The organism is Alphaproteobacteria bacterium (assembly GCA_024244705.1).
Lineage (GTDB): Bacteria > Pseudomonadota > Alphaproteobacteria > JAAEOK01 > JAAEOK01 > JAAEOK01.
The window spans coordinates 128,460-153,383 of record JAAEOK010000042.1 but is presented as its reverse complement, the minus strand read 5'-3'; the positions used below and the strand labels follow the sequence as shown (position 1 = coordinate 153,383).

The following is a 24,924-nucleotide window of genomic DNA, read 5'->3' as shown; positions in this document are numbered from 1 at the left end:
AAATTCCGCCTCATAACCGATAAGACGCCGTCCTCCCGAATTTGCTAGAAGACGGTGCCGATACGCCGCGCTTACCCCACCGAGGATGTTCCATGACCCAACAGATCATCGACCTGACACGGCGTCTCAACGCGCAAACCCCGATCTACCAAGACGGCGACTTCAGTGACCCGCCGTTCCGCGTCGAACACTGGTGCGATATCAGGAGCCGGGGATTCCGGGTCTCGAAGCTGCACATGGGTGCCCAGACCGGTACCCATATCGATGCCCCGGCGCATCTCGTGGACGGCGGCGCGACCATAGATGCGGTCGATCTCGGCAATCTGATCGGTGCCTATTTCCTGGTCGATATCGATGGATTGGATGCTACCGCCGCGCGGACGCAAGCGATCTCGCGTTTTGACGGACAGAAGATCCTGCTCCTGCGGGGCACGATGCCCACGGGCCAGCTGTCAGAAGCCGCTATTCGCGATCTATTCGCCCTCGCATGTCCGGTTTGGGCATTCGCGACCGCCATCACCATCCGCGACCAGCCGCCCCTGCTGATCCATCAGATGATCGCTGAAAACGGCGTCACGCTGATCGAGGAGATCGACCATGAGGCGGCACGAGCCGTAACTCCCGGCGGACGCATGATCGCCTTGCCGCTGCGTCTCGAAGGGGTCAGCGGATCGCCGTGCCGCGTGATCGTTATCCACGAATTGGAGGGGTCCGGCTAAGCCCCACAGAGCGCAACCGGCCGGCCTCAATCTCGGCATTCGTCGAGGCGCCGTTCGACAAACGGCCAATTGACCAAACGATCGAGGAAGGTGGTGACGAAATCCAGCCGTCGGCTCTGGTAGTCCAAATAATAGGCATGCTCCCACACATCGCAGGTCAGGAGCGGTACCACACCCTCGGTCATTGGATTGCCGGCATTCGCCGTCTTGGTCACCGCCAACTCCCCATGGTCGAAAACCAGCCACGCCCAGCCGCTGCCGAACTGGCCGACGGCCATCGCCTTGAACGCTTCCTTGAACCGGTCGACGCTGCCGAAGGTTTCCGTAAGGCGCTTGTTCACGACGTCGCTCTTGCTGACCGTTCCCACGGGTGCCATGCAATTCCAGAAAAAATCATGATTCCAGGATTGCGCCGCGTTGTTGAAGGTCGTCTTGAGATCCGGGTCGGTCGCCGAACCGCGAATGATGTCGTCGAGCGGCTGGTTGGCGAAATTCGTACCGGTCACCAAATCGTTGAGTCGGTCGACATATTTGCGATGATGCTTGTCGTGATGTTGGCCGAGCGTATCGGCCGACATGTGGGGTTCGAGGCCGTAATAGGGGTAGGGCAGGGGGCGCAGCTCGAACGGCATGGGTGTGTCTCCGGATACGGGAATTTGCCGGTCGACCCTACTTGTCGCGGTCGTATCAAGGCAAGGCCCGGGCGCCGGCCCAAAGGCCGATCTCGAAAATAGTGTGACCGCCGCTTTCGACCCGATGGCGGCTATCGCTCATCGGCTGGTTCGGCAAGATCACGGGATTGACAGGACACGTATTGACGGAGACAGTCTCGATCATGCAATTGGAACAACACCATATCGTGGTTTCCGGCGGCACCGGCGGCCTTGGACGGGCGGTCGTCGGACGGCTGCTCGAGGACGGCGCAATCATTCATTTGCCGAATTTTCACGCCAAGCAGCTCGAAGGTTACCCGCACCGCGACCATCCGAACGTCGTGGTCGAGACTGGCATCGACCTCAGCGATGAAGGGCAGGTCGACGCGTTCTTCGACAGTTGCCCGCCGCTGTGGGCTTCGGTCCATCTCGCCGGCGGTTTTGCCATGGCGTCGCTGGCCGATACGACGGCCAAAGATTTCGCCCACATGATCGACATCAATTTGCGGACCGCGTTTCTGTGCTGCCGGGCGGCGGCGCGGCGGATTGACGAAACCGGTCGCGGCGGCCGCATCGTCAACGTCTCGGCACGGCCCGGCGTAGAACCGCGCAGCGGCGCCGGGATGGCGGTCTATGCGGCGAGCAAGGCCGCGGTCGCGGCGTTGACCGAAGCCCTGGGCGAAGAACTCGCCAAAAAGAATATCTGGGTGAATGCCGTTGCGCCGTCGATCATCGACACTGCGGCAAACCGCGAAGCGATGCCCAAGGCAAATCACGACACCTGGCCCAAGCCGGAGGAAATCGCGGAAACCATCGCCTTTCTGGTGTCCCCGGGCAACCAGGTGACCCGCGGCGGAATCGTACCCGTCTACGGGAAGTTCTAGTAAGCGTTCCAACAAAGCACGGACGACTCTGTCATGGCCGTGCACCGACTCCCCGCGGTGGTCGTAGAGGACAATCATGAAGGTCCACGACGAGTCCTATCGAACGATCTGGCTCAATGACGACGGTTGGTCGATTTCGATCATCGACCAGACCAAACTTCCACATGCCTTCGTCACTACCGGTTTGAGGTCGGTCGACGATGCGGCGCAGGCGATCTCCCATATGCTGGTGCGGGGAGCGCCGTTGATCGGCGCCACCGCAGCCTATGGCATTTGCCTGGCGCTGCGTGCGGATTCCAGCGACGCGGCCGTCGAGCTCGCCTATGACCAGCTACTGGCGACACGCCCGACCGCGGTCAATCTGCGCTGGGCGCTCGACGAAATGCGGGCCCATGTCCGCAACCGGCCGCATGAGGCGCGTGTCGAAGCTGCCTACCGACGCGCGGCCGAGATCTGCGACGACGATGTCGCCATGAATTCGGCGATCGGCGACCACGGCTTGCCGTTGATCGAGGAGCAATGGCGGAAGTCCGATCAATCCCGCCCGGTCAACGTGTTGACGCACTGCAACGCCGGCTGGCTGGCGACGGTCGATTGGGGGACGGCGCTGGCGCCGATCTACAAGGCCCACGAAAAAGGTGTGCCGGTCCATGTCTGGGTCGACGAGACACGGCCTCGCAACCAGGGCGCGGCGCTGACCGCTTGGGAGCTCGGTCGACAAGGGGTTTCACACACGGTGATCGTCGACAACGCCGGCGGGCATCTGATGCAGCGCGGCGCGGTCGACCTCTGTATCACCGGCACCGACCGGACGACGGCATCCGGCGATGTTGCCAACAAGATCGGCACCTATCTCAAGGCCTTGGCGGCTAGCGACAACGATGTGCCGTTCTACGTCGCGCTCCCCGGTCCGACCATCGACTGGACGTTAACCGATGGGTTCGACATTCCGATCGAGATGCGGGGCGCGGACGAGGTAACCACGATGACCGGTCGCGATGCCGACGGTGCGGTCCATACGGTCACCATCACGCCACAAGGGAGCCCGGCAGCGAACTACGCTTTCGATGTCACCCCGGCGCGCCTGGTCACCGGCCTGATCACTGAACGCGGTCTTTGCGAGGCATCGGCGCTGGGCTTGGCAACGCTTTACCCGGAAAAGCTGGAATAGAGATTTCGGACAACGTGTTCCCGTCGCATTGGCACCGAATCCCGTGCCAAGAGCAAGATCGTTTCAGATCGAATCGACCTGAAACGTGAATCTTGCTCTAACTCAATATGTTGGGGCGTGATTCACGGCTCACTTCGTTTCGATGTGAGCCGATCACGCCCTAGGCGTCCGTATCCCGACCGTTGCCGCTGCGCCGCCATCGTGGCTGGGTGCTGCCCGAGCGGTAGATCATGCGTTTCAGCGTGCGGTAGGGGCCGCCGAAAATCCGGTCGTAGATTCGGTTTTGGCGCGGCCGATCGGCAAGGGCCCATTCCTCCGGCCGCATCAGGTCGGGGCGCAAACGAGCCTTGAGTTTGTAGACATGGTAGATGTCCGATCGGGCCAGGGCCAAAAACAAAGATTCGCGGCGGCGGCGCAATGTGCGCCCGTTGCCGCGGTCGAGCGCGACCTGGAAGTCGATGACATAAGGGCGGCCGTCGTTGCCGAGGATTAGATTACTGCGCTTGTTCGAATCGACATGGGCGATTCCGCGCAAGTGCATTTCCTTGTAGGTGTCCACCAGGCGGTCGAAGAAATCGTCGGGCACGGTTTCGTCCGGCGCCAGCCGATCGAGCGGTTTTCCGGGCACGAAGTCATGGAAATAGCCGCGATCGCCACATCGTGGTCCGAGAGTGGGCACCCCGACAACGCCTTCAAGCTTTCCGTAGATACGGTATTCCCGGCGCGACATCCACGCCGCCATCGGACGGAAGAGGAAGCCGCCGATCATGCGGAAGTCGCTGAGCTTGAGAATCTGGCGGCCGCCACCTGGCTCCACATAAAGCACGTTGATCGAGAAAAAATCGTCGTGGAGAACCCTATCGACGCGATAGGCGCGACCGCCGATCGTGATCTGCTCCGGATAGCTCGGTTTTTGCATGACGGCGCTCGTAGGGATCGGGCGCGGCCGGTCCGCTGCCGCATCTAAGGCATTTATCGCGGAAACGTGATGGTCCGTAAAGGTATGTCGGCGCTATAACCCAGATATCTGGATACACCATTGTCTCGCGATCGGGAGCATGGCGATGCTGCGATGGCCGGCTGTCGGAATCTGCCTGATCTTGAGTTGGTCCGCGTTTCCCGCGGAACGAGCCGACGCGCAAGCGTTGGTCGTTATCGATGGCCAGACCGTCGATCTGGATGGTACGGCATTCCGCTTGGCGGGCATCCTCGTGCCGGTTCCGGGTGAGATTTGTACGGTTCGAGGTCAAGACCGCGATTGTGGGCGCATTGCACGCGCCCAGTTGCTCGATTTGACCGCCGGTGCGGTGGTCGAGTGTCGGGCCATCGAGGTCGCCGATCAGGGTCCGGTTGTCGCGCGCTGCCTGGCGAACGGCTATGACCTGTCCTACGGCATGGTCTATACGGGCTGGGCCCACGCCGCCGACGCGGTCTATCGAAACACTGAAATCGAAGCCCGCGACGCGCGCCGTGGGATGTGGAACCCGGGGCCCAACAACTATCCGGATATGCGATAGAGGCGCTCGGCGGCGGAGCAATGACGCCGTATTTGAATGCCTTTTATTGGATCTGATCGACGTCGTAGTTGCAGACTTCGCAATCCTGCGGGATGTCGTCGTTCGGCTCCAGGTTATTGTCCAATTCGGTCTGAATGAACTGTTCGACCTCGGCCTTGTCGTCGAATTCCTTCGGATCCGGTACTTTGGGGCTGCCGTCGCCGCAAAAGCCGCCGACGACGGGCGCACCGGCGCCGCATTCGGCATCGACCTTCTCGACCACTTCGTCCTCCGGCAGGTCCGGCGAGCCATCGCGGCCGACAAAGGAGGCGAGGAATTTCTTGAGCCACGCCGGGTCCACCTTTTCGACGCGAACGCCATCGTCATCGATGATGCAGACCCAGCCATCCTCGGTGATCACCACGACTTCCGTGTCGTCGGCACAGAACATGCGCCCCGATGTGCGGTAGCCGATCGACTGGTCGGCGCCGGTGTCGATGCCCAAGCTGCTGCCGCGAATGCCGATGGTCGCGTGGGGCGTCGTGAAAATGACGTCCTCTTGTTTGGCGATCCGGCCGCCGATATAGCGCAAGACGCCGGTGGTGACGGAGATCGCCATCTTGCCGACCGATGTGTCCGGGTCATAGGCGAACTCGTCGAGCACGAGATCCGAACCCGGCCCGATGGTCAGCGACGACTGATCGAGAAACAGGATCTGGGTCTGTCCGCTGCCTTCGGTGACGATCCGTTCCTCGAAGAAGACATCATTGCCGACGACCAGCGTGCGCGTCGATTCGCCGGGCGGCGTACCCAGGGCGCTCGGATTGACGGCGGCGGTGACACCGACTTCGGCGGCGTAGGCCGCACCCATGATGGCAAGCAACAGCGCAGCGGCGCAAAACGGCACCGTGGCAAGTTTGGATAGCATCATCGCGCCCTCCTTAGAATCGCTTCCGAGCGGCAACCAACGTCGACAGATTGTCGTAGGTATAATTCGGCAGGTTCGAATCGACGCTGATGTACTCGAGCTGCCAGAAGATCGACCAGTCTCGATCGATCTGAAAGTCGTTCGAAATGGCAATTCGGTATTCGTCGTCCTGCCGCGTTACGAACGGCGATACGACCGGATCCGGGGCATCGTATTCCCGATAGATGTACCACCCGCCGACAGACACCTGCCACGGCCAGGCGAGATCGAACGGCGCATCATAGTAATAGCCGATGCGGCCGTAGACATCGACGCGGTGATAGGCGTTCTGCGGTGAATTCGCCTGCACGTCGAATCCGCGGACCTGCCCGTAAAGGACCCAATCCTCGTTGGGACGATCGGTGGCCCAAAACGTCAGGCGATGCTGAACGCCGTCTTCCGAATCGTTGGGAAAGACGGAAATATTTTGGAAGTCCCTGTAGAGCCCGATATAGCGCAGGCCGACCTTTGTATCGTCGCCGTATTCCTTCTCGAGGTCGACGCCGCCGCCGAAGCCATAGCCGTACAAGTCCTGACCGATAAATGAAACATTCGAGATGAAGAAGGGTCGAACGAAAAGGGTATCGACGCTCTGCGGCAGGACGGCGATACGGGGACCCGTGCGCAGCTCCATGAATCCGACATTGTACTGGTCGAGATCGACTTGGGCGGTGCCGTAGAATTCGGCGTCGGTCACCCATGCTTCGTCCAACGGCGTCGCCAGGTCGTAGCGGTGGCGCACCCGTCCGGACACGAAGCCGTTGATATCGTCGGTCGGCTGAAATCCTGTGGGTATCATCGCCGGAAAACCGCCAGACAAGATGAACGGACCGTCGGGTCCCGCATTGGCGTTGTCCTGATAGCGGATTCCGGCCAGTACCGCGCCGCTGAACGTCGAGGCGGCAACGCGTTCATCGACTTCGTCGAGATAGCGCTGGGCGCGAGCCCGCGAAATCGGCGGCATTGCCGGATCGGTGAGCGCGTCTTCCAGATATACTTTGGCGGTGTCATAGGCCTTGAGACGATAATAAAGAACGCCAATCTCCAACTTTATGGTCGGCAGGTTGGGGTTGATCAGCAGCATCCGCTCGAAGGTCTGGATCGCCGCCTCGTAGTTCCGAAGCTGCGTCGCCACATAGGCGAACCGCGCCATGTTATCCAAATCGTTGGGTTGCCTGAGCAATTCTCGGAACAGTTGATCGTATTCCGCTTCGAGCGATTCGTTGCTCTCGGCCGTGGCCGGATGGAAAGCGGTCAGGACGCCGACAACAGACATCATGACGATCAGACGTCGGATATTTGTATATTGTAAGTACATCTTCGTTGACACGGGCTGTTGTCTTGTTTGGCTTGTCGCCGGTTAGACGTTACCACATGACTGACAGAGCATAATACCGCAACCGAAAAATATCAGTGACCTGGATCACTTTGTTTTTGCATCGAAGACGCCGTCCCAATCGGCACCGGGCGGCTCCGCCATATACGCCACCAATCGGTCTAGGTAGAGATCGTAGAGACCGCCGAGGTCGATTTCACCCATCTGCCGGCGGCAAATTTCGAGCTGTTTTTGAGCGATGTCCCAATGTTGTTGCCGGTATGCCGAAAGCAACGCTGTATGTTCTCGATGGAGGTTTTCGAAGTGTTCCGTTCGCGCGGTCTCATCGTCGCCGAGCAGGGCGAAGATGCGGGTCGCTTCGCGTTTTCCCACGACGCGAACGAGATCGAGCTCCAGCATTGCGAAATCCGTCACTTCATCGTGGGTGCTTTCACCAACAATGATGGGGACCCCATAGGTCTTGCATTGCCCCTCGAAGCGCGAGGCCATGTTTACCGTATTGCCGAGGACGGAATAATCGAAGCGCTGCTCCGAGCCCATGTTGCCAACCAGGCAGGGCCCGGTATTGAGACCGATCCCGCACCGAAAACCGCCGAAATCGAAACCGTTGTACTGGGTATCGGCCTTCAATTCCTCGTCAAAATCGGGCAATGCACCGACCATTGCCAAGGCCGTAGCGCAGGCATTGCGAACGTGGTCCTGGTCCGGCAGCGGAGCATTCCAAAACGCCATGATTGCATCACCCATATATTTATCGATGGTGCCGCGGCGCGACAGGATCAGGCGTGTCATCACTGTGAGAAAGCGATTGAGCAGGTGCGTCAGCCCCTCGGGATCGAGCTGTTCGGAGATGGCGGTGAAATTGCGGACATCGCAGAACAAGACGGTCATCTGGCGATTTTCGCCACCCAGCTTGAGGGCAGACGGGTTGCGGGCGAGCTCGTCGACCAGCGCCGGCGCGACATACTGGCTGAAGGCTCCGCGCACCTCCTTCCGCTGTGCCTCGCTGACGATGTATTTCATGATCGAATTGGACAGATAGATCGCCGTGCCGATGAGAACCGGATAGACCGGATCGAGAAGCAGTCCGTGCTGCGCGTAGGCCCACCAGCTGATTGCTACCCCGGCGGCGACCAATACTCCGCCGAGCACCGTCGACATCACGGCACCGAAGCGGTCGACCAGGAAAGCGGTGGTGAGCGCGAGACCGAGCAGGATAAGATACAGAACCTCGCCGCCTTTGGCCCAAAGCGGGCGCTGCAGGAAATCTTGGAGCAGGATCTGTTCCATCGCCTGCGCATTGAGCTCGGCGCCGGTCGCTCTCGGAATGAGCGGCGTGGCGACAACGTCCGAAAGACCTTCCGCCGAAACGCCGACCACCGCAATCATGCCCTCGACGCGCGAGGGGTCGAAGTTTCCGTCGAGGACCTCCCAGGCAGGAATTGTGCGCTCCGGCACACGACCCGTATCGTAGAGCCACATACGCCCGTTGGGGTCGGTCGGCACCACGAACGCGCCGATCTTGGCTTTCGAAATCCCGGCCGCGGTGCCGAGGCTCTCAAGATCGCGCTGGTCTGATGACCGCAACATCAAGGTGGCGGCACCCTGACCGACGCGCAGCCCTTCGGCCGCCAGCGACGGGTACATCTCGCCGCGAATATTGACGAATAAGGGCAGTCGGTGAAATACCCCATCGACATCGGATTGTGCATAGATGGCACCGTTCCCGGCCGCCGATTTTTCGAGGTCGGGAAGGTTGACGATGGCGCCGCCAAAGGCCGGCACGAAATGAAGCGGATCCGCTCCGACGAAGGCAAATGTCGTGACGCGGTTCGGCAAGGGCGAGGGCCTGTTTATGGGCGCGAATCCGGTCACCACGCCACCCGGTACGATGGCCTTGGCCAATACGTCGTCGTTGTCGGGCAGGTCGATGTCTTGCAGCGCGCTTAAAATGGCGGCGCGCTTTTCGAGGTCGGGAAGGGAACGCACGACCTGGATCGGCGAAGTGCGGTCAACTTCCGCAAACACGATGTCCATAACGATGGTTGCCGCGCCACTATCCCTCAACCTGTCGATGAGGCGCGCGATCACGGTCCGCGGCCACGGCCATTGGCCGTGACGCTGCAGGCTTTCCTCGTCAATGTCGATGATACGTACCGGCGCCGGCTGATAGATCCGCGGCTGCAATCGCTGATAGGCACCGAACACCATGAGCCTTAGGGCCTGCAACGGCTCCGGATCTTGAAACCGGACGCCGACCCCGGCGGCAAGGATCAGCAGACCAACAACGATGCCGTGCCAGCGTCGCATGGCCCTATTTTGGCTGCTTGGGTGTCAACGGAACGAATTGGGGATGTCCCGAAATCGCACAGGACATCCCCAAATCTGAGATTGGGGACCGGCAGTTACCGGCAAGGAGGCGCCAGCTGCTCCCGGCCCTCCCTAAACGACCTGCCAGGTACCGTCGGCCTGCCGGCAGGCGGTGCCGGTGGCGGTTTCGGTCCGGCCATTGACCGTGACTGTCTGCTGGAAGTCGCGACAGTACTGTCCACTCGACGTCTGGTAGGTGCGGGTCGGCTGTACGGTACCGCTATGGCCGCTGTCCGGATTCACCCACTGGGTCTGTTGACCGGTCTGGCCGCTCTCCAAGGCTTGCTGGGTGCTTTGCGCCGCCATTTCCTGGTCGCGCTGGTCGAGCATGTTGCCGATCGCGCCGCCGGCGAGGCCGCCGAGTAGAACGCCGGCGGCGATGCCGGCCGCCCCGGTTCCGGTCGCCGCTGCCAGCAGGCCGCCAGCGGCGGCGCCACCCGCGGCACCAACTTGCGTCTTCGTTCCGACATTCTGACAGGCTGTCACGGCGCCAAGCACAATCACGGCGGTGGCGAGTGTCGTGGATCGTTTTGCGAGCGTGTTCATGAGGACCCTCTATCCCGTTCTGCTTTGGACAAATGGTATTTGAGCGCCTTCTTTAGCACGAAAGGGCGCGACACTGAAATGACATTGGTCACAGCTATCGGCGTGACCCAGAGAGTCCGAAAACGGTTCTAACCTGCGGGTGCGGCAGCCATATTTGTTGCCGCCGGCTTCGCCGGCTCTTTCCTTTCCTTCTGCGGCTGATCGGCCGCTTGGTCAGCCTCCTTCAGGCGTCGGCAGTTGCCATCGAGGAAAGCGCCAGCCTCGATCGACAGCGACTCGTGAAGAATATCGCCACGGACATTTGCCGATCCCGCCAAGGCCACGTTCTTGGCCACAATTTGGCCACGCACCGTGCCATCGACATACGCCGAATCGGCGACGATCTTGCCCTTTACCTTTCCGCTTTCGTCGATACGCACGTTGCGGGCCTTAACGTCGCCATCGATGGTGCCCTTGATCTCGATGTCGCCGGCACAGTCAAGGTTGCCGGTGACGTTAAGCGCCGCACTGATAATCGACGATGCCGAAGCAACATTGGCCACCGGCTTGGGTGCCGGGGCCGGGCTTTCCGCTTTCGTCGTTGGTGTCGATTCGGGTACTGCGGGCCGCGGAGTTGCGGGCTCGCTGTTGTTTTGCTTTGACTTATTGAACATACGGGTCCCCTGCCTAGAAATCGCCGTTCTGGTGATAGAACAGACTAGCCCTATCAAGCGAGTTTGCCCCTTCGGTGGGACAAATTCGTGACAAGGGCAACGTCTGGCTCGTGCTGCAGGAACGGCCGCGTGTTGCGGCCACGGGCAAAAACGATTATTCACACGTCGCCTCGATTGTACAGCCCGACGCAACCTCGCGCCGTGTTTTTTTGGGTGATGTGATGGATATTCTTGAAGGATTCTGGCAGCAGGTCGCATTGGTCTGGAAAGCCGGTGTCTTCGGGGTCAGCTTGGGTCCGATTCTTGCCGCGGTTTTGGTCTTTTTCCTGTTTTCGGTGACCCGCGGATTCTTTACCCGAGTGATCCTCAAGGCGATGCGTCGGTTGGCGGATAGAACGTCCACCAGAATCGACAACATGTTCGTCGATGCTCTCGAAAAGCCGGTTCAGTTCGCGTTTCTCGTTCTCGGCCTGTACGTGGCGGTCCAGGTCGTGTCGGGCTCGGTCGATACCGGGGACTGGGTCCACAGCCTGATCCGTGTGCTGATAATTTTCACCATATTCTGGGCTCTGTTCCTGATGGTGGAGCCGTTTTCCTACCTTATCGACCGGGTCCTGGCGCAATTGGGAACGCCATTGACGGCGCAGGAGACCTTGCACGCGTTTGCCGTAAAAATACTCAAAGTGTTGATCGTAATCTTGGGCATCGCGGCCGTGCTGCAGGAATGGGGGTTCAACGTGGCCGCCGTCTTGGGCGGTCTCGGTCTGGCCGGCATGGCGTTCGCGCTCGGTGCCAAGGACATGATCGCCAACCTTTTCGGCGGCACCATGATCTTCATGAACAAGCTTTTCGATCGTGGCGATTGGATTCAGACCAGCCACCTAGAGGGCGTCGTCGAGGAGATAGGCTTGATTGCGAGCCGCGTCCGGCAATTCGACAAGGCGCTGGTGACGGTGCCAAACAGTCTGCTAACCAACGAGCCGATCATCAACTACTCGAAAATGACGAATCGCCGCATTTACTGGAAGGTCGGCGTCGAATACCGGACCACACAGGACCAACTCCGCACGATCGTGCACCAGATCCGCGACCACATTCACGACACCGATGCGTTCGAGACGGATCCGGAGCGGGTGTCGACCCTGGTTTTCGTCGACGAGTTCGCCGATTCGAGCATCAATATTATGATCTATTGCTTTACCAAGACGACAAACTGGGCGGAATGGCTCGACGTCAAGCAGGATTTCGCATTCAAGATCAAAACAATAGTCGAAGGCGCCGGTTCCGGCTTCGCGTTTCCATCCCAGTCGGTTTATGTGGAGAAATGGCCGATGGGCGAGGCCGAACCGTTCCCACTTCAAGCCGACGCGGAGGGCACGGCTTCCGGCTAACTGATCGAGGCCAGGGCCTTGGTAAAGCCCTTGAGCGAAAACGGAACGTTTACTTCCTTTCCGCCCGGATCGAACATTTTTACGGTCCCGTTGTTGCCCGCCTTGAAGGCGCCGAGCAGCTTGTCCGGAAATTCGAATTGCGATTGGCAGCCGTTGGGTGAACAGATCTGAAGCGGTATGCGCAGCGGCTCATTGCCGTCAATGCTCATGCCCAATCCCTGCGGCAGGAAGACGCCGAGCGGAACCGTAAGCAGGAGAATCGGCCGCGCGGCTTCGGGTACCTTGAGAACCGTCAGGGTGACGATCGGCCGCGTTCCGTCCTGAGTCGTAACATTTTGGAACACGAAACACTTTCGGCCGCCTTGAGGGATTTCCTCACAGGCCTTGGCCCAATCGTCAAACGTCGCTTCGGGTTCGAGGGGCTGTTGCTGGGCGCGGGCGCCGAAAGCAAAAACCAGTATCGTAAGGAGCAATGTGAACGCAATTAACCGCACGGGGGGCACAGCTTGGTGTGGCATCGGATATCAGCTCATGGGTTTGGTTGCTCGGGTGCCCTGGGGAGGACGCCGCGCAACTTACTCGACATGCCAAGATTAATCAAAGCTTTAGGGTTATCTACCACTATTGGACAGAATGCCTGTGACATCGGGTCGCGGGCGCCTGGAATCGGATAACGTGGGTGGCCGGAATGGTTAGGAGTTTCGTGCTTGGTGCGGCCTGTATTCTGTCGGCGTGCAGCCTTAGCGTCGATGAGACGCAGACGGCGAGGACGCAAATGTTGGGCATGAAGAAATCCGAATTGCTCGATTGCGCAGGACTTCCAACCCGCGACGCCTATGGCGCAGCGAAAGAGACGCTCACCTATGTTCGAACCGAAATGCACGGCGATTTTGCCTTTACCTGCCAGGCCGATTTCACGATTTACCGGGACCGTGTCGAACACGTCGCCTATGAGGGACTGGAACGCCGTCTGTTCGGCCCGCCGACACCGTGCATAAACATCGTGAAGAGCTGCCTTAAATAGATCGCGTCCCGGCCGGCGGCCGCGCCGGCACAAATCCCAGACAGTTGTTTCTAAGCGAAGTCGGTTCGTGTGGGTCGATTCCAACTGCCAGTCATGTCTCAACAATGGTAGTCTCCGGCTCAGAAAATCAGCCAGGGAATACGCGAATTAATGCCGCAGAAGCACCGCAACGACCATGCCTTCACGCGGACCGATCTCTACGGAACGGTTTCCGAACCAACCTATGCCGGCGGGCTGAGCTTCATGCGCCGCCGCTTCAGCAAGGACCTCGAGGGGGTCGACGTCGCGGTCACCGGCGTGCCGCTCGATACCGCGACCACCAACCGCCCCGGCGCCCGTTTCGGACCGCGCGCGATCCGCGCCGCGTCGACGGAGCTTACATGGCCAAGAATCTGGCCTAGCGCCTTCGATCCCTTCGACCGTTTGGCGGTGGTCGATTATGGCGACTGCGCCTTCGATCATGGACGCCCGGAAACGGTCCCGGGCGCCATCGAACAGCATGCGCGGACCATCATCGAGCAAGGCACGGCAGTCCTGACCCTGGGCGGCGACCACTTCATTACTTATCCACTACTCAAGGCGCATGTCGGCAAACATGGACCCTTGTCGCTGATCCACTTCGACGCCCATTCGGACACTTGGACCGATGAGGACGACCGGGCCGATCACGGGACGATGTTTTTCCATGCCGCCCGGGAAGGGCTCGTCGAAACGTCGCGTTCGGTGCAAGTCGGGTTGAGAACGACCAACGAGGACACGCGCGGTTTCAACATCCTCGACGCGCGGTGGGTGCACTACAACGGGATCGAGGCCGTGATCGCCGAAATAAAGCGCATCGTCGGCGAGTCTCCCTGCTATTTGACATTCGATATCGATTGCCTCGACCCCGCCTATGCGCCCGGTACCGGCACCCCGGTCTCCGGGGGTCTGACGTCGTTCCAGGCGCTCGAGATCGTGCGCGGCTTGCAGGGCATAAATTTGGTCGGCATGGATGTGGTCGAGGTGGCGCCAGCCTATGACGTCGGGGAGATTACCGCGCTGACGGCGGCGACGCTGGCGGTCGAGTTCCTCTGCCTCTACGCCCACCACTATCCGGACCGTCCCGCCGCGTAGGCTTTTGGGCGTCGAATGGGCTGTTCGATCGTGTCCGGTCGCCGATGGTGGCGGCGATTCCTAAGGCCGGATCGTCAAAACGACATAGATCAGGAAAAGAACCATATGCACGGCGCCCTGCAGCATGTTGGTACGTCGCCCGCTGAACGTGATCGTCGAGACCAGGAGCGTCAAAACCAGCAGTGTTATGGCGACGGGTGACAGGCCAGAACCAACTTTTGATCGGTGATAAGAGCGATCGCAACGACCGCCGGCACGGTCATGCCGATGGTCGAGAGCGATGATCCCAGGCAGATGTTGACCGAGCGCTGCAGTTGATTCGCGAGCGCCGCTTTGAGCGCGCTGACGCCCTCCGGCGCGAGGACCAGCAGGGCGATGAGAATTCCGCTCAATCCAACCGGAAGCTGCCATGAGTCGACGGCAAAGTCGACCAGTGTGGCGAGTTTTTTCGACAGCAACACGATCGGCACCATGGTCAAGACCAGGAATACCGCATGGTAGAGGACAGAGCGCCGTCACCGGCCAACATGATCGCCGTGATCAGGGACACTTCGATGCCAATAACAGAAAGCGTCAGGATCAAGGTGCCCAACGGTTCGCCGAGCAGCTCGGCGAGCGCGTCGGCATGGCGCACGACGCCAAAAGCACCCCACAGCATGGCCACGAAAATCCAGACGAACAGGGCCAGGGCGAGCGCGGGGTTGCGAATGTCGGCGAACCAATAATCACCGACGGAAAGCATGATCGCTGCGGTGATGGCGCCGGCAACGAAAGGCAGTTCCGCGCGCGCCGGAGATTTGGTTTTCCGGGTCATGTCAGTTATGAGATTGCCCGATTGAGAGGCGAGGTCGGAAGCGGTTTCTTGGCCGACGTTGTCATGGGCCCGCACCTCGACGTTGCATTATTCTCCGTATGTCTTGAACAAAGGAGATTGCAGGTATTGTATTCTAAGCAAGAGCAGCAAATTCTGAGGCGGGAGGCGGGTCGCCGCAAACCGCGGCGCGCGGACGGTCTGGCCGGTGATTGCAGCCATTTGAACGCCACGACCTCGCCAAGAAGAAACGACCCAGCCATGCGGCCATCGGCCGCGGTGTTGACGAGTGGTCAAGCGCCTCCCTGCTCGAAATCGGCGTGGTACTCGTCGAGCACCTTTCGGGCGAGCGATCCGATCGCGATGTAATCGGCTTCTGTCAGGTTCGCCAGCGACACGCGCGCCGACGAATCGACGACCTCGAAGCCCTTGCCCGGCAACAACACGACACCGGTCTCCTTGGCCAAGCGAAAGAGGAAGTCGGTGCCCTTGTTGCCCTTGCGGAACCAGGTTGCGAACGCCTTGCCGTAGAGTTTTTCGCCGAGCTTCTGCAGGTCGATCAACGTGTAATAGTTGACGTCATCCGGTTCGCGATGGGGGTCAAGCCCCATATTCTCCCACAGGGTCCGGTAACGGTCGCGGATGAGTGCCTTGGCCGAATTCTTGTAGCGGTCGCCCCGATCCATCAACCCGTTGAGCGCGAATAGCATCATCTGCAATTGCTGCGGCACCGAAAGTCCAGCCGTATGATTCAACGCGACGGTTCGGCTGTCGGCAACCAGGCGATCGATGAAGCGTAAGGCCCGCGGCTCGGTGGTCAGCGATGAATAGCGCGCATCGAGCGCCTTCTTCGAGTCCTCCGGCAGCGCCGCCAGCGCGTCGTCCAGCACGTTGTCCTCGTGCAATCCGATGACGCCGAGCCGCCATCCGGTCGCGCCGAAATATTTGGAGAACGAGTAAACGCACAGCGTGTTGCGCGGGCAGGTCGCGAACAGCGAAACGAAATTGTCCGCGAAGGTCCCATAGACATCGTCGGTAACGACAATGAGATTAGGACGCTTGGTGGCGATCAGTTTTGAGATTTGGTCCAGTCCGGTGTTCGAGATCTTCACCGACGGCGGGTTGCTCGGATTGACCACGCAAAGGAACTTGATCGCCGGATCCTCGAGCTTTCGCAACTCGGCTTCGGGGTATTGCCAGTCGGCATCCTCATCCATCCGGACATCGACGATTTCCAACTGATAGTCGGCGAGCGGCGGTATCTCCAGGTAAGGCGAGAAGATCGGCGTGCCCAGGGCGATCTTCTCGCCCGGGGCGATCAGCCTATTCTCCCGCAAGGTTTGGAATATGTAGGTCATCGCCGCCGTTCCGCCTTCCGTGGCGAACAGCGAGAAGTCCCCGCCTCGGGCTTTCTGGCCATACATCTCCTTCGAAAGGTAGGCTTTCACGATCTCTTCGCAGTGCCGAAGCATGCGCGGCGGGGTCGGATAGGTGCAGCCGAGGAACGCGCCAACCGCCTCGAAGAGGAAGCCCTCGCGATCCAGCCCCATCTGATCGCGAACGTAGGAGACCGCCGATTCCAGAAAGCGTACGCCCTCGGTGTCCAGGTGGTGATGGGCGTAGGCATGAAACCTTTCGACGATCCCCGTCCGCTCCGGCAGGCCGCCGTAACCGCTGTCCAGATAGGCGTAGGACCGCTCGGCCTCCTGGAGGGCAAAGTCACCGAGGCGCAGGAAGGCGCGCCGCGGCAGGGTCGCGAGAAAGTTCGGATTGCCGCGACCGGCGTTCAGCATCATGCGTTCCGAGTCGGTCGAGGCGATCTCGATCAGCTTGTTCTTTAGTTCGAACGGACTCAAATCGGCGAACTGGCTGTAATCGTGCTCCGACATGGGATGTCCTCTCTACGCCGGTCTATGGGGCGGGATTGGTGGTAATGAAGCCGACGATGAGCGGCCCCCACAATGTGAGCAATACGTTGGCGACCGCATAGGTCACGGTAAACGTAACGACCGGCGTCGCGTTGCCGGCCTTCGCCAGCAGGGCGGCGAAAGTGGGGTTCGCGCTGCGTCCGCCGGCGACGCAGGCGAGGGCCTCGATCGGGTTTCTGATGCGCAGGACGAAATAGGAGAAGGGGAAAACGATGAGCTGCGGAATCAGGGTCACGCCGGCACCGAGAAAGAGCAACAACAGGCCGTATTGCTCCAAGGTGACCAAAGCCTGGGGCCCCGCGGTCAGGCCGACGACGCCGACGAAGACGGCGAGGCCGAAATCGCGGAGGTAATTCGACGCCCCCATCGGCAGCGCGGCGAAACGCGGGTGGACGCTGCGCAGCCAGCCGAAGAACAGCCCCGACAGGAGACAGCCGCCGCCGGCGCCGATCGTCACCGGGATGCCGGCGACCTTGAACTGGAGCATGCCGAGGAGGACGCCAATCCCCATTCCGATGCCGAAGAAGATGAAATCGGTAATCGCTGCCGCAGAGATCTTGTACCCGATCTGCGACTGGACGCGATCGAGGTCCTTGGTGCGGCCAATCAGGCGCATCTCGTCGCCGGTATGCAATTCGAGGTTGGGATAGAGGGGGAGGTGCCGGCCCATGCGATTGACGCCGACCACGAACACGCCGTGACGAGTTTCGACGCCGACATGGTCGTGCAATTGCTTGATCGTCCGGCCGTGGAGCTTGCGGTTGGTCAAAACCACGTGGCGCTGTTCCTCGACCAGTTCGAAATCATCCGGGGCGACGACTTCGTGGCCGAAATAATCGCTTGCCGATTCCAGGACAGGGACCTTTCCGGTGATTCCGACGATATCGCCCGCCATGACCTTGGAGTCGTTGTCGAACTCGATCTTCTTGCCGTCCCGAAGCAATACTTCGACGGCAGCGTCGGAAAGCGCGCCGTCGATCTCGAGCGCCGTCTTGCCGTTTGCCTTGCCGTCGCCGGTGACTTCATAGAACCGAGTCGTTACGGTAACGGCCATGTTGAATTGCCCCGGCTCGATTTCGGCCCGGCCCCCCGACATATCCTTGGCGAGTTTGAGCGCCTCCTGCCGGATGTCCCACTTCATGATCGTCGGGAAGAACCAGGTAACCATGATGATCGGACCCAGGTTGCCGAAGATGTAGCAGACCGCATAGCCGACCGCGAGATTGGTTTGCATCGCCTTGATCAGCTCCGGCGAAACGTTGAGCTTGGCCAGGGAATCGCCCGCCGTGCCGAGGATCGCCGATTGGGTCAGCCCACCGGCCGCTAGGCCGGCCGCCGTTCCGCGGTCGAGATCGAACATCCACGCCGCGGCAAGCACGCAGAGCAATCCAACGATGCACATGACGGCGGCGGACGCGAGCTGGTTGAGCGTGCGCAGGTTGAGGGCATGGAAGAATTGCGGGCCGCCCTGATAGCCGACGGCATAGATAAATAACGCAAAGAAGATGTTCTTGAGGTTGTCATCGACTTTGACGTCGAGCTGTCCGATCACGACACCGGCGATCAAGGTGCCGGCAATTCCGCCGAGCACGAACTTTCCGATCGTCAGCTTTCCGATCGAGAAGCCGACGGCAATCGTGACGAAGATCGCCAATATGGGCGCCGCATCGAAAATGCGATCGATGAATTCCATGGCGGCTTCCCCCTTACACTCTTACGCGACGATCGTTCAGCATTTTGACCAGTCCTCGCCGATGGTGTCTTTCGTGACTGTCTGGCCGGCGTCTCGACCGCAACATTCGTAACTTACTGAGAACAATCGTTCATGGATCCGAATTTCCCCGCATGACCATGTGCGACCATTGGTAGCGTAGCAAACATGGCAGTTGGAGCGAAAGTCGGTTCAGATCCGGCAGGATGGGCCGGTCGGCCCTTACGCAGGAATCAAAAAAAGGGCTGAGCTCGGCTGCCCAACGCCCTAGATTGGTTGGCTCCCCGGGCCGGACTCGAACCAGCGACATGGTGGTTAACAGCCACCCGCTCTACCAACTGAGCTACCGGGGATCAGGTCGAAATCGACCGTCCGCAATACGGCCGTTGACGGCGCGGCCTTATAGCAGGGCGGCGGCTGCGTTGGCAACACCGTCGGGCCCGGTGGTGGCTGCCGATTGCGATTGCCGAACGGGACTCTCCGTCACGCCGATCGCGACAATCGCGACATGGCGAACTATGATCCGGGCATGTCTTTGTTTCGTGCCGGTGTGCTCTGCCAATTCGTATTTGCCGCGGCCGTGGGATCGGCGGCTGCGGGCGAATGGGCCACCGCGCCGCAAATGTCGACCGCCCAGTCGGAAATCGCGGCGGCGGTCGTGGGTGACCGGATCTATGTCGGCGGCGGTCTGACCCTGTTCGGCACCACGGCGACTTTCGAGGCCTTCGATCCTCGGTCGGAATCTTGGGAAGAGCTGCCGGCGATGCCCGAAACCCTGCATCATCTCGGCATGGCCGGATTGGCCGGCAGGATTTACGTCACCGGCGGCTACGACAGCATTGCTTTCGATCCCGATCGAACGGCGATGTTCTCCTATGACCCCCAGACCAGGCGTTGGCGCGAAGAACCGCCGATGCCGCTGCCCCGAGCCGCCCACGCCATGGCGGCGCTGGATGGCAAGCTGTTCGTGGTCGGTGGCGTCGGGCCCGAGCATCGGAAAATGCAGGTTTTCGATCCGCAGACGGGAATCTGGGATACGTCGCGAGCTCCGCTTCCAACCGCGCGCGAGCACCTGAGCGCGGCGGTCCTCGGCGGCGAACTCTATGTCGTCGGTGGCCGCGGATTTGGCGCCGGCAACCGGTCAACACTCGAAATCTACGACCCGGTGACGGATCGATGGCGTGGGGCGGCGGACATGCCGACGCCGCGAGGCGGGCTTGCGGCCGGGGCTTTGGACGGTCGGCTTCACGTCACCGGCGGTGAGGCGTTCTCGCCCGGATGGACCTTTGCCGCGCATGAGGTCTACGACCCCGAGACCGACACATGGTCGACCCAGGCGGATATGCCGACTCCCCGGCACGGCCTGACCTCGGCCATCGTCGGCAGCCGGTGGTATGTTGTCGGCGGGGGCGAGGAGGCCGGCGCTCGGACGGTGATTTCGCTGACCGACGCAGTCGAGGCTTACGATGTCTCGAATTGAACTCGGGCCCGGAGGGCGAAACCGTGGTGCTGCCCCGGCGGACAAATCAGGGCGGTTTAGGGCCGGCCGAGCAGGCAACATAGGAGGATATCCGGTGATGAGACTCTTCGCATTGCTGTTCGCGACTACGGTCACCTTGGTCATGCCCCATGACGCCGGCGCGGATACCGCCAAAGCGGCGAACTTCTTCGCGTCGGTTTATATCGATGACGACAAGGTTGGCCAAATCCACCTTACCGAGACGCGCGGAGATAACGATGATGTCGAGACCCTGAAATCGAATGCATCGATGTCCGTGCTCGGCATCGATGTCTACAGTTTCACGCAAACGATCCACGAAGACTGGGAGGACGGAGAGCTGCAATCCATGCACGCCGAAACCGACGATGACGGGACCAAATACGAGGCCACGGTGAAACGGACCAAGTCGGGATACGAGGCCACCCTGAACGGCAAACCGGTGGAGCTTCCCGTGACCGCGTTTCCCAGCGCGTTCTGGCACTACGGCATTACCACGGCATCGGCGATTTTCGACATGAAGGACCTATCGGTCTGGCAGGTTTCGGTATCGAAAAAGAACGAAACCCTGAAATCCGATAAACAATCAATTGAGACGGAAAGATTCGATTTTACAGGCAGTTGGAAGGCATCTTTATGGTTTAACACGAAGAAAGAACTGGTTCAGTTCGAGAACACGGTCTCGGGCCACGAGGTCAAGGTCGTCCTCGAGAGATAAACTGGCCGCGAGTTATGGCCGCTGATTGGCCCGTTGAATGACTTTCACGCTGACCAGCTTCCACCGGTCGCGGTGCAAGATATTGAGCGAAAAGTCGTTCTGTTCGCTCCACTGGATTTGGCGCAGCCCCGACCAAACGATGTAGAAACCGCCGGCTGCGATTGGACCGATATTATCGATACGAAAGGTGCGCACCTCACCCTGGGCCACCGGGGTAATGAGCCGATGCCCGACGGTGCCGCCAGAATGGGCCCAGATGTCGGCTCGGTGCTGATGGGGCCCGACCTCGATCAGTAGAATCGTACGGCCGGAATAATAGGCATCCGACCAACCCCACTCGTCCTTGCCAAAGACCTCGTAGACCGTGTGAACGCACCGGATGGTGACCTCGAGCGAGAAAGATTCGCCGGCATTCAGCCAAAGCACCTCGCCCAACTGACTCGTGCCCCAGAACCAGAAGGCATCGGCGTTGCCGGAATCATGGTTTTCCCAGACATGGTCGACGCGGAGCCTGCCGGTCTCCCGATTGGCCTCGACAAACGGTTGTAACAGATCCCGATCGCCACCCTTTTGGGTTCGTGTCCGGTGGTAGAAGAAACTGTCCCATATCTGGCGCGTGTCTTGAGGTTCGCCGGTTGGCAGGCCCCACTCGCGGGAAATCATCTGGATAGATGGGTCGGGAGCGGCGGCCCCCGCGAACGCAGCGCCGAGCGCTTTCCGGTAGCCCGTCGTCGCCTGACGAAGGTCGGCGGAATCTAAACCGGCGCGGCGCAGCGCGGCCTCGTAGCGATCGGCCGCCGCCGCGCGGCGTTTTTCGTCTTCGTCCTCATCCGTCGTACCGGTCGCCGTATCGCTGAGCCGCAGGCGGTGGAGCCTGGCCCGGTCACGCATGATCTCGGCACGTAATGCGGACCAGGCCTGTAGGCCGACGGTCTGCGCGACCTTCTTGCTGAAACCGTCCTGAAGCCGCATGATCTTTTTCGCCAGCTTCTCTTCATCCTTGAGCGCCCGCAGCTCTTGCTCGAGACCTTGGCGGCGCAGCGCGGCCATATCGGTATCGCTCAATTGCGGATGCGCGGGCAGCGACAGGGTGAAATCGGGCGAATCGTCTTCCGGCAGGCGATCCTCCGCCGAGGTGGCGACTTCGATTCTGGCCCGCGGGCCGGTCAGGCCGAGCCTGCGAATTGGACTATAACGTGATGATTTTGCCTTCGCCATGGCTGTTTGCCCCCCTCTGAGGTTGTCGGCAACCACACCATCGATCAACGCACCACCGGCTTATGTTGTCACAGCCCGCTGGGGAAAGCCAAGTCCTCTTGTCGCCCCTGGACCGGGCAGCCAAGTCGTGTCGCGCCACTCGGTTGCGCCACCGAGCGGTTTACCTTCCATGCGCGGGAGGTCTTGCGGATTTGCGCAACAGGCGGAGGCAATGAACCGGAGACCCCGCCGGGAATCCGTATCGTCGACAACGCCCCTCGTGTGCGTCCGATTTCGCGCCAGCGATGGCGCACACGGATTTTGATTTCGGGCTATCGATCAGCGGTTTTCGCACGACTGGAGGCCGGGGCCGGAATCGAACCGACGTACAAGGATTTGCAGTCCTCTGCATAACCACTCTGCCACCCGGCCGGAGGGTGGGGAAAAGTCGCGCCGTGGTATAGGGAGTGCGCGCCATCCGGTCAAGGCGGCTTTGCCCGAGGGGCGTTGTATCCACCGAATTGCGGGACTATAAACGCCCAGGATGTTCGTCTCGCGCCCATCGACGTGGGCGGTCTTATTCGTCCAAGGGAGATCGGCATATGTCCGATTACACGATTGCTCGTCAGCATATGGTCGAATGTCAGATTCGGACCAACAAGGTCAACGATCCGGCGATTGTCGAGGCCCTGACCAAGGTGCCGCGCGAGAATTTCGTTCCCGAGTCGATGCGCAGCATTGCCTATGTTGACGAGGATATCGCCATCGATCGTGACCGCTACCTCATGGAACCGATGGTATTGGCGCGCTTGTTGCAGGAAATGTCTCCCGAGGCGTCCGAAATAGCACTCGTCGTGGGCGGGGCGACCGGCTATTCCGCGGCGGTGCTCGCAGACATCTGCACCACGGTTGTTGTGCTGGAATCCGACCCGGCCCTGGCTCGAAAAGCGAATGACGCTCTGGTCGCTTTGGGCATTGATAACGCCGTCGTGGTCGAGGGCCCGCTAACCGACGGCTGCCCGGCGCAAGGACCCTTCGGAGTCATTCTGTTCGACGGCGCCGTCGACGAAGTGCCGGCGGTGTATTTCGATCAGCTCGGCGAGAATGGCCGGGCCGCCGCCGTGATCTCGGACGGCGGGGGCGGCGTCGGGCGCGCCACATTGTTCCTGAAAGAGGCCGGAAGGATATGGCATCGAACCGTCTTCGACGCCGCGATCCATCTGCTTCCCGGGTTCCGGAAGCCGGCCAGTTTCACGTTCTGACCTAAGAGTTCCGGCGTGCGTTTATCGTTCGCCATGCTAAACTGCGCAATCAGAATGGGGGAGAGAACATTATGAGGGCGCAGGCTGCGATCAGGGGCGGATTTTGCCGTGCTGTTGTGGCGATCGCGCTGGTCCTGTTTGGGGCCGGCGGGTCGGCGAATGCTCAGACCCTGTACGAGGCCTTGGCCCTGGCGTATCTCAGCAACCCCACTCTGCTGGCACAGCGCGCCCAGCTGCGGTCGACCGACGAACAAGTACCGCAGGCGCTCTCTAATTGGCGCCCCACCGTTACGGCGACCGGCAATCTGGCGGAGGAGTATGCCCGCACGGTGATGGGCGGGGTGACGGCGAAGGGCGATAACCTGGAGGCCGGCGTCTCGCTGAGCGTATCGCAGCCGCTGTTCCGCGGCTTCCGGACCGAGGCGCAAACCGATCAAGCCGAGAACCTCGTTCGGGCCGGACGTGCCGATTTGGTGACGACCGAGCAGCAGGTGCTGTTCGACGCCGTGACCGCGTTCATGAACGTGCTGCGGGATCAAGCGGTACTCGAACTCAATATCAACAACGAACAAGTTTTGCGGCGCGAGCTCGAGGCGACCCGTGATCGCTTCGAAGTCGGAGAGGTGACACGAACCGATGTCGCCCAAGCCGAGTCCCGGTTGGCCCGCGCTATCGCCGACCGTGTTGCCGCCGAAGGTAATTTGGAGATCTCCCGCGCCGATTTTGTGCAGGTCATCGGGGTGCCGCCGGGCGTATTGGAACAGCCGCTACCCTATGACGATCTGCCGCCGGACGTTGTCGAAGTCAACAATTTGGCCGCGACACACAACCCGACAGTGGTCTCGGCGCTCTACCGTGAGGCGGCGGCGCGGGATACGGTCGACCTCGTCTTTGGCGAGTTGCTGCCGTCGGTTTCCCTGGATGGAGTCCTTAGTTACGCGGACAATCCGGCACCGGGTACGTCGGAGGCGGAATCGGCGTCGATTGGTGCGACCGTTACGATTCCCATCTATCAGGCCGGATCCGTGACTTCGAGAGTGCGGGAATCGAAGCAAGTCGTGAGCCAACGCCGCATGGAGATCGCCGAAGCGAAACGCGCCGCGGTGGAGGTGGCGACCCAGGCTTGGGAGAACTTCCTGACTTCGCGCGCTCAGGTCCTCGCTTTCGAGGAGGAGGCTGACGCGACCGCGCTCGCCCTCGAAGGCGTCCAAGAGGAGGCGCAGGCCGGCCTGCGGACGGTCCTCGATGTGCTCGATGCGGAGCAGGAAAATTTGGATGCCCGGGTCAATCTGGTCGGCGCGCGGCGCGACGAAGTGGTCGCCTCCTATAATCTTTTGTCGGCGATCGGCCGCCTGACCGCTCCTCAACTCGGCCTCGACGTGCCCTACTATGATTCCCAGATCTACTACGACGAGGTCCGGGACAAATGGTGGGGTCTTGGCGATGATCTCGATTCAGGCGTTACGGATTAGAGTA

22 protein-coding genes, 2 tRNA genes and 1 pseudogene are annotated in these 24,924 nt (G+C 60.7%); 11 read left to right on the top strand and 14 right to left on the bottom strand.

Features of this window, described 5'->3' with window-relative positions; all coding sequences use genetic code 11:
- Window positions 1–92: 92 nt before the first annotated feature.
- Window positions 93–719 carry a hypothetical protein gene (locus GY791_06890; protein MCP4328145.1) on the top strand — a complete coding sequence of 209 codons (627 nt, stop codon included), beginning with the start codon at window positions 93–95 and terminating at the stop codon, window positions 717–719.
- A gap of 26 nt (window positions 720–745) precedes the next feature.
- Here GY791_06890 and GY791_06885 read toward each other — a convergent pair whose 3' ends face one another.
- Window positions 746–1,351: a superoxide dismutase gene (locus GY791_06885; protein ID MCP4328144.1), complete on the bottom strand. Its 606-nt coding sequence runs from the start codon at window positions 1,349–1,351 to the stop codon at window positions 746–748.
- A gap of 203 nt (window positions 1,352–1,554) precedes the next feature.
- Between GY791_06885 and GY791_06880 the strand changes: the two genes are divergently transcribed.
- Both GY791_06880 and mtnA read left to right on the top strand, forming a co-directional pair.
- The gene (locus GY791_06880; protein ID MCP4328143.1) at window positions 1,555–2,256 is read left to right on the top strand and encodes an SDR family NAD(P)-dependent oxidoreductase; all 702 of its coding nucleotides are present in this window, start codon (window positions 1,555–1,557) and stop codon (window positions 2,254–2,256) included.
- A 76-nt stretch (window positions 2,257–2,332) separates the two neighbouring features.
- Window positions 2,333–3,427: an S-methyl-5-thioribose-1-phosphate isomerase gene (gene mtnA / locus GY791_06875; GenBank protein MCP4328142.1), complete on the top strand. Its 1,095-nt coding sequence runs from the start codon at window positions 2,333–2,335 to the stop codon at window positions 3,425–3,427.
- Window positions 3,428–3,587: 160 nt separating this feature from the next.
- Here mtnA and GY791_06870 read toward each other — a convergent pair whose 3' ends face one another.
- On the bottom strand, window positions 3,588–4,346 hold the full coding sequence (locus GY791_06870) for a hypothetical protein (protein MCP4328141.1): 759 nt from the start codon (window positions 4,344–4,346) through the stop codon (window positions 3,588–3,590).
- 145 nt (window positions 4,347–4,491) lie between these two features.
- Here GY791_06870 and GY791_06865 point away from each other — a divergent pair, with 145 nt between their 5' ends.
- On the top strand, window positions 4,492–4,944 hold the full coding sequence (locus tag GY791_06865) for a thermonuclease family protein (protein MCP4328140.1): 453 nt from the start codon (window positions 4,492–4,494) through the stop codon (window positions 4,942–4,944).
- Window positions 4,945–4,987: 43 nt separating this feature from the next.
- On the opposite strand, the gene GY791_06860 is transcribed toward GY791_06865, so the two are convergent.
- The 5 genes from GY791_06860 to GY791_06840 all read right to left on the bottom strand — a co-directional run bounded on the left by GY791_06860 (window position 4,988) and on the right by GY791_06840 (window position 10,684).
- Window positions 4,988–5,854 carry a FecR domain-containing protein gene (locus GY791_06860; GenBank protein ID MCP4328139.1) on the bottom strand — a complete coding sequence of 289 codons (867 nt, stop codon included), beginning with the start codon at window positions 5,852–5,854 and terminating at the stop codon, window positions 4,988–4,990.
- A 10-nt stretch (window positions 5,855–5,864) separates the two neighbouring features.
- Entirely contained in the window at window positions 5,865–7,169 is a 1,305-nt protein-coding gene (locus GY791_06855) for a hypothetical protein (GenBank protein MCP4328138.1), read from the bottom strand.
- 144 nt (window positions 7,170–7,313) lie between these two features.
- Window positions 7,314–9,536, bottom strand: a complete 2,223-nt coding sequence (locus GY791_06850) for an adenylate/guanylate cyclase domain-containing protein (protein ID MCP4328137.1) — start codon at window positions 9,534–9,536, stop codon at window positions 7,314–7,316.
- A gap of 132 nt (window positions 9,537–9,668) precedes the next feature.
- A complete protein-coding gene (locus GY791_06845; protein ID MCP4328136.1) occupies window positions 9,669–10,142 on the bottom strand; it encodes a hypothetical protein in 474 nt (157 codons plus the stop codon).
- Between the two features lie 128 nt (window positions 10,143–10,270).
- Entirely contained in the window at window positions 10,271–10,684 is a 414-nt protein-coding gene (locus GY791_06840; GenBank protein ID MCP4328135.1) for a polymer-forming cytoskeletal protein, read from the bottom strand.
- A 332-nt stretch (window positions 10,685–11,016) separates the two neighbouring features.
- Between GY791_06840 and GY791_06835 the strand changes: the two genes are divergently transcribed.
- The gene (locus tag GY791_06835) at window positions 11,017–12,186 is read left to right on the top strand and encodes a mechanosensitive ion channel family protein (GenBank protein ID MCP4328134.1); all 1,170 of its coding nucleotides are present in this window, start codon (window positions 11,017–11,019) and stop codon (window positions 12,184–12,186) included.
- On the opposite strand, the gene GY791_06830 is transcribed toward GY791_06835, so the two are convergent.
- Complete coding sequence (locus tag GY791_06830) at window positions 12,183–12,659, bottom strand: invasion associated locus B family protein (GenBank protein MCP4328133.1); 477 nt, start codon at window positions 12,657–12,659, stop codon at window positions 12,183–12,185. The two genes, GY791_06835 and GY791_06830, sit on opposite strands and share 4 nt — an antisense overlap.
- Window positions 12,660–12,874: 215 nt before the next feature.
- Here GY791_06830 and GY791_06825 point away from each other — a divergent pair, with 215 nt between their 5' ends.
- Together GY791_06825 and speB are read left to right on the top strand one after the other, a co-directional pair.
- The gene (locus GY791_06825; protein MCP4328132.1) at window positions 12,875–13,210 is read left to right on the top strand and encodes a hypothetical protein; all 336 of its coding nucleotides are present in this window, start codon (window positions 12,875–12,877) and stop codon (window positions 13,208–13,210) included.
- A 150-nt stretch (window positions 13,211–13,360) separates the two neighbouring features.
- The gene (gene speB, locus GY791_06820; protein ID MCP4328131.1) at window positions 13,361–14,323 is read left to right on the top strand and encodes an agmatinase; all 963 of its coding nucleotides are present in this window, start codon (window positions 13,361–13,363) and stop codon (window positions 14,321–14,323) included.
- A gap of 60 nt (window positions 14,324–14,383) precedes the next feature.
- On the opposite strand, the pseudogene GY791_06815 reads toward speB, so the two are convergent.
- The 4 genes and pseudogenes from GY791_06815 to GY791_06800 form a co-directional block, all read right to left on the bottom strand.
- Window positions 14,384–15,065, bottom strand: a pseudogene (locus GY791_06815) (hypothetical protein).
- A gap of 362 nt (window positions 15,066–15,427) precedes the next feature.
- Window positions 15,428–17,023, bottom strand: coding sequence for a bifunctional aspartate transaminase/aspartate 4-decarboxylase (locus GY791_06810; GenBank protein MCP4328130.1), 1,596 nt, complete (start codon window positions 17,021–17,023; stop codon window positions 15,428–15,430).
- Window positions 17,024–17,045: 22 nt separating this feature from the next.
- Complete coding sequence (aspT, locus tag GY791_06805; protein ID MCP4328129.1) at window positions 17,046–18,755, bottom strand: aspartate-alanine antiporter; 1,710 nt, start codon at window positions 18,753–18,755, stop codon at window positions 17,046–17,048.
- Window positions 18,756–19,050: 295 nt separating this feature from the next.
- Window positions 19,051–19,126: transfer RNA gene (locus GY791_06800), tRNA-Asn, on the bottom strand.
- A 155-nt stretch (window positions 19,127–19,281) separates the two neighbouring features.
- Here GY791_06800 and GY791_06795 point away from each other — a divergent pair.
- Window positions 19,282–20,253, top strand: a complete 972-nt coding sequence (locus GY791_06795; protein MCP4328128.1) for a galactose oxidase — start codon at window positions 19,282–19,284, stop codon at window positions 20,251–20,253.
- Between the two features lie 97 nt (window positions 20,254–20,350).
- Entirely contained in the window at window positions 20,351–20,989 is a 639-nt protein-coding gene (locus tag GY791_06790; GenBank protein ID MCP4328127.1) for a hypothetical protein, read from the top strand.
- A gap of 12 nt (window positions 20,990–21,001) precedes the next feature.
- Here GY791_06790 and GY791_06785 read toward each other — a convergent pair whose 3' ends face one another.
- A complete protein-coding gene (locus GY791_06785; protein MCP4328126.1) occupies window positions 21,002–22,207 on the bottom strand; it encodes a hypothetical protein in 1,206 nt (401 codons plus the stop codon).
- A gap of 337 nt (window positions 22,208–22,544) precedes the next feature.
- Window positions 22,545–22,618 (bottom strand) — tRNA-Cys (locus tag GY791_06780).
- A 170-nt stretch (window positions 22,619–22,788) separates the two neighbouring features.
- Here GY791_06780 and GY791_06775 point away from each other — a divergent pair.
- Together GY791_06775 and GY791_06770 are read left to right on the top strand one after the other, a co-directional pair.
- Entirely contained in the window at window positions 22,789–23,448 is a 660-nt protein-coding gene (locus GY791_06775) for a protein-L-isoaspartate O-methyltransferase (protein MCP4328125.1), read from the top strand.
- Window positions 23,449–23,519: 71 nt separating this feature from the next.
- Entirely contained in the window at window positions 23,520–24,920 is a 1,401-nt protein-coding gene (locus tag GY791_06770; GenBank protein ID MCP4328124.1) for a TolC family outer membrane protein, read from the top strand.
- Window positions 24,921–24,924 lie beyond the last annotated feature (4 nt).